Source organism: Protofrankia sp. Cj5 (assembly GCF_917627405.1).
Classification (GTDB): Bacteria; Actinomycetota; Actinomycetes; order Frankiales; family Frankiaceae; genus Protofrankia.
Genome location: NZ_CAKJTO010000106.1, coordinates 8,668 through 15,960 on the forward strand (window position 1 = coordinate 8,668; position 7,293 = coordinate 15,960).

Annotated in this window: 6 protein-coding genes; 4 read left to right on the plus strand and 2 right to left on the minus strand. The window is 68.1% G+C overall.

Annotation, left to right across the window (positions count from 1 at the left end; translation table 11 throughout):
* Window positions 1–134 precede the first annotated feature (134 nt).
* The 4 genes from hemG (at window position 135) to MJ777_RS18750 (ending at window position 5,309) form a co-directional block, all read left to right on the plus strand.
* A complete protein-coding gene (hemG, locus tag MJ777_RS18735) occupies window positions 135–1,532 on the plus strand; it encodes a protoporphyrinogen oxidase (protein WP_239311773.1) in 1,398 nt (465 codons plus the stop codon).
* A gap of 73 nt (window positions 1,533–1,605) precedes the next feature.
* Window positions 1,606–2,391, plus strand: a complete 786-nt coding sequence (hemQ, locus tag MJ777_RS18740) for a hydrogen peroxide-dependent heme synthase (RefSeq protein WP_239311775.1) — start codon at window positions 1,606–1,608, stop codon at window positions 2,389–2,391.
* Window positions 2,392–3,311: 920 nt separating this feature from the next.
* A complete protein-coding gene (locus MJ777_RS18745) occupies window positions 3,312–4,760 on the plus strand; it encodes a sugar transferase (protein WP_308127773.1) in 1,449 nt (482 codons plus the stop codon).
* A 21-nt stretch (window positions 4,761–4,781) separates the two neighbouring features.
* Entirely contained in the window at window positions 4,782–5,309 is a 528-nt protein-coding gene (locus MJ777_RS18750; RefSeq protein WP_239377296.1) for a bifunctional 2-polyprenyl-6-hydroxyphenol methylase/3-demethylubiquinol 3-O-methyltransferase UbiG, read from the plus strand.
* Window positions 5,310–5,688: 379 nt separating this feature from the next.
* On the opposite strand, the gene MJ777_RS18755 is transcribed toward MJ777_RS18750, so the two are convergent.
* Together MJ777_RS18755 and MJ777_RS18760 are read right to left on the minus strand one after the other, a co-directional pair.
* Window positions 5,689–6,024 (minus strand): MazG nucleotide pyrophosphohydrolase domain-containing protein, encoded by a 336-nt coding sequence (locus MJ777_RS18755; RefSeq protein ID WP_239377297.1) that lies wholly within the window; start codon window positions 6,022–6,024, stop codon window positions 5,689–5,691.
* A gap of 41 nt (window positions 6,025–6,065) precedes the next feature.
* Window positions 6,066–7,265, minus strand: coding sequence for a DNA glycosylase AlkZ-like family protein (locus tag MJ777_RS18760; protein WP_239377298.1), 1,200 nt, complete (start codon window positions 7,263–7,265; stop codon window positions 6,066–6,068).
* Window positions 7,266–7,293: the final 28 nt, after the last annotated feature.

Consider the following 7,293-nt stretch of genomic DNA (forward strand, 5'->3'; position numbering starts at 1 on the left):
TGTGGTCGGTCGCCGGCATGTGCTGATACCGCACATTCTCGGGGCGGCCTGAACCGGCCGCCGGGTACGGAGGGAGACTGGACTCGCGGCGGCCGCACCGGGCTGGCGGCCGCGATCGGGAGGAGCGGGTCCGCATGCGGGTCGTCGTGGTCGGAGCGGGCATCGCGGGGCTGGCCGCGGCGCATGCGCTGCGGGGCCGGGCCGAGATCACCGTGGTCGAGTCCGGTGACCGTGTCGGAGGCAAACTGCGGACGACCCCGTTCGAGGGGCTCCCCATCGAAGAGGGCGCGGAGTCGTTCCTCGCCCGTGTCCCGGACGCCGTGCGCCTCGCCCGCCATGTGGGGCTGGGGCACGACATCGTCCATCCGGCGACCACGGCAGCGTCGTTGCTGATCTCCGGCCGGCTGCGGCCGTTGCCGCCGCGGACCCTGCTCGGCGTGCCGACCGACGCGATCGGCCTGATCCGCTCGCGGGTACTCTCACCGGCCGGTCTGATCCGTGCGGCCGCCGACCTGGTGCTGCCGCGGACAGCCCTGCCGGAGGACCCCACCGTCGGCGGCTATGTGGGTGCGCGGGTCGGCCGCGAGATCGTCGAGCGGCTCGTCGACCCGCTGCTCGGCGGGGTGTACGCGGGGCGGGCCGATGCCATGTCCCTGCGTGCCACGGTCCCGCAGCTGACCCCGATCATGTCCGAGGAGCGTTCGCTGCTGCTCGGAGCGCGCCGGGTGCGGGCGCGCACCGCGCCCGCGGACCCCACGGGCGCGCCGGTGTTCGCCTCGGTCCGCGGCGGCCTCGGACGGTTCGCCGCGGCCGTCGCCGATGCCAGCGCGGCAAAGATCCTGCTGGGCACGACGGTTCGCGCGGTGAGCCGGACAACCGCCGGTTGGCGGATCACCGTCGTTGGTACCGGCGCGCCGGGCGAGTGGGACATCGACGCCGACGCGGTGATCATCGCTGTACCCGTGCCGGTGGCCCGCGCGCTGCTGGCCCGGGTGGCGCCGCACGCCGCCGCACCGTTGGCCGCTGTCCCTTACGCGTCGGTAGCACTGATCACTTTTCTCTACCGTGAAGCGCGGCTACCGCCCGGCAGCGGTTATCTGGTGCCGCCGCGTGCGGGCGGGGTCGTCAAGGCGGCCACGTTCATGTCCGCGAAGTGGCCGCAGCTGTCGGCCGGTACGGATGCCACGATCGTGCGGGCCAGCGTCGGGCGTGCCGGTGATGTACGTGACCTGGAGCGTGCTGATGTCGAGCTTGCCGGTGTGGTCGCGGCCGAGCTCGCCAGCACGACCGGGTTGACGGGTCGCCCGGCGGCCAGCCGGGTGACCCGTTGGCCTGACGCGCTCCCGCAGTATCTGCCTGGTCACCTGGACCGGACCGCGGCTGCGCGCCGGGCGCTGCCCGCCGGCATCGCGCTAGCCGGCGCCGGCTACGACGGGGTCGGCATCCCGGCGTGTATCCGGTCTGGTGAGGCCGCGGCGGAAGCGGTGCTGCGCGCTGACGACGCTGTGCGGGCGGACCACGCCGGGCGGTGAGAACCAGCGGACGGCACTGACGCGGTGCTGGCACCACCGGGTCAGGCGGCTCCGGCTGGGCGACAATTGGGCCATGTCCGAGACTTCGAGCGGCCGCCAGCCGAATAATCATGATTCTTTCCGTACGGCCGGAGGCTCCGCGCAGACCAGCACCGAGACTGCCGCGCGTACGGACGCGCCATCCGCACGCGATCTTAACGCCGAGCTTCTTTACACTTCCTGGTCGGTCTTTGCGGCGCGGGACCCGCTGCCCGCGGACCGCGGCGCCGTGATTGCGGAGGTGGAAGGCCTGCTCGCCGGGGCCTTGGCCAAGGACGTCTACACCCGCGGTGTCTATGACCTCAGCGGCTACCGCGCGGATGCCGACCTCCTGCTGTGGTGGACGAGCCCGGATCCGGATCTGTTGCAGGAGACCTACCAACGGTTCCGCCAGAGCGCGCTGGGACGGAGCATGACCGCGGTGTGGTCCGGGGTCGGCCTGCACCGGCCGGCCGAGTTCAACCGCAACCATGTTCCCGCCTACGTCCGGCGCGAGGATCCCCGGCCCTACGTATGTGTTTATCCGTTTAACAGGTCACTGGAGTGGTATCTGCTGCCGGACTACGAACGTCGGGGTATGCTCGCCGAACACGGGATCATGGGCCGGGAGTTCGCTGATGTCCGGGCGAACACGGTGGCTGCCTTCGGCCTCGGTGACTACGAGTGGTTGTTGGCCTTCGAGGCGGACGAGCTGCACCGGATCGTCGACTGCCTTCGGCACCTGCGCGGCAGCCGGGCACGGGCACACACCCGGTTGGAGACGCCGTTCTTCACCGGTGTCCGCAAGCCGGTCGCGGATCTCGTCGCGGCGCTGCCGTAGAGTCTGTGCCGCGGTGGAGACCCCCGCCGGCGGAATGATGATCTTTGCTACTTCTCGTACCCGTTCTTCCGCTGGGCGGGTCACGTTCTGATCCGCCGGCGGGGAGATCTTTCGGGTAAACTGCATATTATGCTGCAATTACGGCGCGTAACTTGGCCACTGATCGCGGTTGGCTGTGATTCTCTGCTACCATTGGTCACCGTAAGTTCGTGGATGTTCAGCGCTCGTCACCTCGTCGACCGCCCCCGGTAACCTCAAGGGGGTCGCTGGATTGCTTCTCGAGTGGTATTGGTACGGTTTTCCGCGTGGTAATCCAGTACGGTTGGCCCGACATGTCTTTCGCGGTTCCCGTAGGATCTGACAACGGCGGCCGGAACGCGGCGGCTCGGTTTACCGATCTGTTGGAACGGGTGGGTTTCTGGACTCACCGCGATCGGTTCTGCCGCGGCCTGTCGGACCTGCCGCGCGATCGCGTCCATGCCGTACCGGGGAACGGAGCACGCGCTGCCGGAGATCGAGTTCAGATATCCGACCCGCCCGTCACGGTGTTCGACGGAGCCTGGGCGGCCGTGGCGGGGGCCGCTCCCGGGGCGATCGGTGCTGGTTCGCGGTGGCCACGACGATGCGAGCGGGTACATCCACCCGGTCGTGACGGAGTGCCGCTGACGGGCTCCCTGATTGAGCGGATCGGGGTCCTATGATTGCAAACAGTCAGAATGTGTCCGAGTCCTGGGGGGCTGGCAGTGACGGAGACAATGCCCGATGACGCTCGGGCATCAACAGGGGCCGGCTTGGCGCCTCTTGTCCGCGGTTTCGACGTCTGGGATCAGGCTGATCCCGACTTCGGCGACATGCCGGAGGGCGCCAGACAGCCTCGTCGGCGTCGGCCCGCGGTCCCGGACTCCGCGGCTACGGGTGCCATGGAACGGGTGGGCTACCGTGCTCAGGTTGCCTGGGAGCGCAGGTATGTCCGCCTTCTCGTCGTGTTCGACTTTTTAGGCTGCGTACTCGCCGCGGTTATGGCTTTTTTTGTGCGTTTCGGTGACAATCCGGTCCAGTCCTCGTGGCCGTACATCCTGATGAGCGGCGTTCTGCCGCTGGCCTGGACGTTGTCCATGGCATTCGGGCGTGCCTATGAGGGACGTTTCCTCGGTGGTGGATCGGAGGAGTTCAAGCGGGTTGTGAACGCGGCGGCCCGGGTCACCGCGTGCGTCGCGGTAATTTCCTACGCGACAAAGCTGGAGATTGCTCGAAGCTATATTCTTATTGCGTTTCCCACCGCCACCATCCTGTCGCTTGTCGGTCGGACCGGTGGGCGCGCCATCCTTCACCACATGCGACGTAATCGTCGCTGCCTGCACAGGGTGCTGGTTGTCGGTGCTGGTGAGTCCGCGGCGACGCTGGTCCGCCTGGCCCACCATGACCCGACGTCCGGATGGTCGGTGGTCGGGGTCTGCCTTGACCGGTCACCGGGCCGCCACAGTCATGATCTGCCGGAACGAAGCGGCTTCGACCTGCTCGGGGTTCCCATTGTCGGAACGCTGCACAGCCTTCACACCGCGATCCAGGCGACCAGGGCGACGACCGTCGCCATCTGTCCGCAGATGGACAGCGACATGCTTCGACAGGTCATGTGGGCGCTCGAGGGCAGCGACGTCGATGTGCTGGTGAGTTCCGCGCTTACTGACGTCACCGGCCCCCGTATCTCGATCCGCCCGGTGGCCGGACTACCGCTCCTCCATATTGAGGAACCAGAACTCACCGGTGCCCGGCGGGTCTTGAAGGCGCTGGTCGACCGCCTGCTGGCGCTGGGGGCAGTCATGATTTTCGCGCCGTTACTGTTAGGGATAGCGATCGCCGTCCGGCTGAACAGCCGAGGTCCGGCGATCTTCAAGCAGACCAGGGTCGGTCGCGGTGGCGACACGTTCCGGATGTACAAGTTCCGCTCGATGTACGTCGATGCCGAAGCGCGCCTGGAAGAGCTTCGCGAGGAGAATGAGCGTTCCGAGGGACTGCTGTTCAAGATACGTAACGATCCGCGGGTGACTCCGGTCGGGCGCTTCCTGCGCAAGTGGTCGCTGGACGAGCTGCCCCAGCTGTTCAACGTCTTGAACGGAAGTATGTCGCTGGTCGGCCCGCGGCCGCCGCTGCCGTCGGAGGTGGCGAAGTACGAGGGCGACGTGCATCGCCGGTTGATGGTCAAACCGGGCCTCACCGGGCTGTGGCAGATCAGCGGTCGTTCTGATCTTGAGTGGGACGAGTCGATCCGCCTCGACCTGCGTTATGTCGAGAACTGGTCGCTGGCCATGGACTTTGTGATTCTCTGGCGGACGCTGTTCGCCGTCGTACGCCGTGAGGGCGCTTACTGACCAGGAGTACCCGGGAGAGGGATGGACCCGATCCTCGCCGCGAACCTACGTTCCTACGCGGACGGAACGCAGGTCGCCGAGTATCTCGCTACCGCTTACCATGCACGCCGGGTGGCGGATGCCGTGGACCTGTTGACGCGGGAGACGCGGCGCCGGGCCGCCCGGCCCCTGATCGTCGATCTGGGTGCCGGGGGGCGCGCCGTGAGCGAAGAACTGCGTCGGCGTGGCGCCCACACCGTCATGGTGGATATGGACGCCCACCTGCCCGGCCAGGCGGCGTCCTGGCAGATCCCGATGGTGCGAGCCGACCTCTCGCGCCCGCTGCCGTTGCGCTCCGCCAGTGTGGACGGTGTCTTCGCCGGTGAGATCATCGAACATCTCTTCGACCCGGTCGCGTTTCTCCGGGAATGCTGGCGCGTGCTGGCCCCCGGCGGTGCGCTGGTGGTCACCCAGCGCGGCAACGGATGCGAATGCCGATGGGAACGGCCAGAAGACAGCCTCCATCGGCATCGGCCGCACAGCGTCCAGGTAGCCGTCGAGTTCACCTAATTCGAATCGGCACATACCGATGACGTGCCAGATTTCGCAGGCCACGTCACCGCCGAACTTGTACCCACCGTCGGGCGCCAGCGCCGCCCAGCCGGTGTCGTGCCCGACCAGGGTGACGGACAGACTGGCGGCTCCCGGCCGGCGGACGTCCCGCAGCCGGGCCGTGCCGTCGTCCCCGCAGCTTGCCAGCCGGGCGGTCCCGTCGTTGCTGCTGGTGGCCAGCTGGCCGGCGGCGGTTCCTCGGCGGAGGGTACGGACGGTGCGGGTGTGGGGGTCAGCGGCGGGGGCGCGAGGAGGCTACGGGCACAGGATCTCCTCTCCTGGCTTGCCTACGTGAGAATCTCGATCCGCATCGACGGCCGGCCGCCTCACCGATCCGTCAGGAGGCGGGTACTCCTGACGCCCAGACCCGCGTTTCGTTGAGCGCTTCCTTGCGGGTAATGGCCTCGTTGAGCCGGATGCCGAGCCGGTTCGCGATGGCACACACGAAGATCATAATATCGGCGAGTTCCTCGTCGACCGTGCCGACGACCGACCCGGCGGCTGTGCCGAGGTTCTGATGCTTGCGGACGGCTTTGAACAGCTCGCCGACCTCTTCGCCGAGCAGGAGCGCCTGTTCGGTGACGGTACGGCCGGAGAAGCCGCGTTCCTGCTCCATTGTGGCCACGTAGCGCTGCAGGTCGTTTAGGTCGAAGTCGGGAGCGAGGGGGCGCACGGGAACCTTTCGTGTCGGTGTGTTCGCGTGGTGGGCGGCGGTCAGTAGGTCAGGGCGAGCTGGTCGGGGTCGGGAGGGGCGGCGTGCGGGTGTCGGCTACGCCAGGTGGCGCGCAAGGCCTCGGTGAGAGTCTCGGCGGCGCTGGACAGGCTGCGCGTCAGCGAGGGTGATGGTTGGCCACCTGCGAGTTCGGGGCGGACTGCCCGGGATCGCGGGTCCCACGCCCAGGTGCCGTGCACATGGCCGTCGACCAGGACGGTGGGTAACGCTTCACCGATCTGGTTGAAGGCCCGGTGCGTCGGTAGGCCCGCCAGGTACCGGGCTCGGGTCTTGTAGTACGCCTTGAATGCGACATCCTCGTGCGCGAGCAGGTTCAGTCCGGTTACGAGGGTGGCGGCGTCGGCGGCGAGGAACTGCTCATAGTGGATGGCTGCCATGTAGGCCGGTGAGGTGCACCAGGGCGTGGTGACCTCCAGCCATTCGACGTCGGCCATGTCGAGCGCGGCGATGACAGAGGATCGGGAGAGCGCCGACCACCATGTGGCGTCGCGCATCGTTGCCGGCCCGTACCGAAGGAAGTAGGCCCGCATCAGTGCGCGGGTGGCCTCGTCGGGGTTGCAGGCGATGTCGAGGCCCGGGTGGACGTGTGCCGTCAGGGCGAACGCGCGGCGCTCGGCGTTCCAGCAGCCGGACTGGTTCAGGTAGGTCAGCACACCTTGCTCCCAGCCGGTTTTCACGGCCACGCGGATGGCCACAACACGTTCGCCTCTGCGCGCGGGGATCTCCTCGATGCGTCGCACCGGCAGGGGGCCGTCCGCGAGGAGCGCCGTGAGCTGCTCGGACAGGCGTGCCAGGACGGAATCGGAGACGCCTGCGTTGACGGCCATCCGGGCGGTGTCCCGCAGCCGGTACCGGGCGGTCGCCGCGTGCGCGACGGCCGCCAGATCGAGTGGGAGCAGGTGCAGCGTCTTGCGCATACACCGCAGTGTGGTCAGCCCATCCTGATGCGCGAACAGGGCAGTCGCGGCCTGCCGGCTGGTCGCGCGGGCAAGCACTGTTGCGACCGGGGTAGGTAGCCGGGCAGCGTGAATCCCTAGCCCGGCGTGGGCGATCTCGGCGACGGACGGCAACCGATGATCGGGATGAAGCCCCTGCCGGGCGAGCGTCCAATTCCACAGATCGCCGGCCTGGCTGGCTGTGAGCGTGACGAGCCCAATTGTGCGGGGAGCGGACACGACCACCGCAGCACGCTACCAACGGCCCATGAGA

Coding starts and splice junctions, on each gene's coding strand:
- MJ777_RS18750 (WP_239377296.1), top strand. CDS start 4,782: ATGGACCCGATCCTCGCCGCGAACCTACGTTCCTACGCGGACGGAACG.
- hemG (WP_239311773.1), top strand. CDS start 135: ATGCGGGTCGTCGTGGTCGGAGCGGGCATCGCGGGGCTGGCCGCGGCG.
- hemQ (WP_239311775.1), top strand. CDS start 1,606: ATGTCCGAGACTTCGAGCGGCCGCCAGCCGAATAATCATGATTCTTTC.
- MJ777_RS18745 (WP_308127773.1), top strand. CDS start 3,312: ATGGAACGGGTGGGCTACCGTGCTCAGGTTGCCTGGGAGCGCAGGTAT.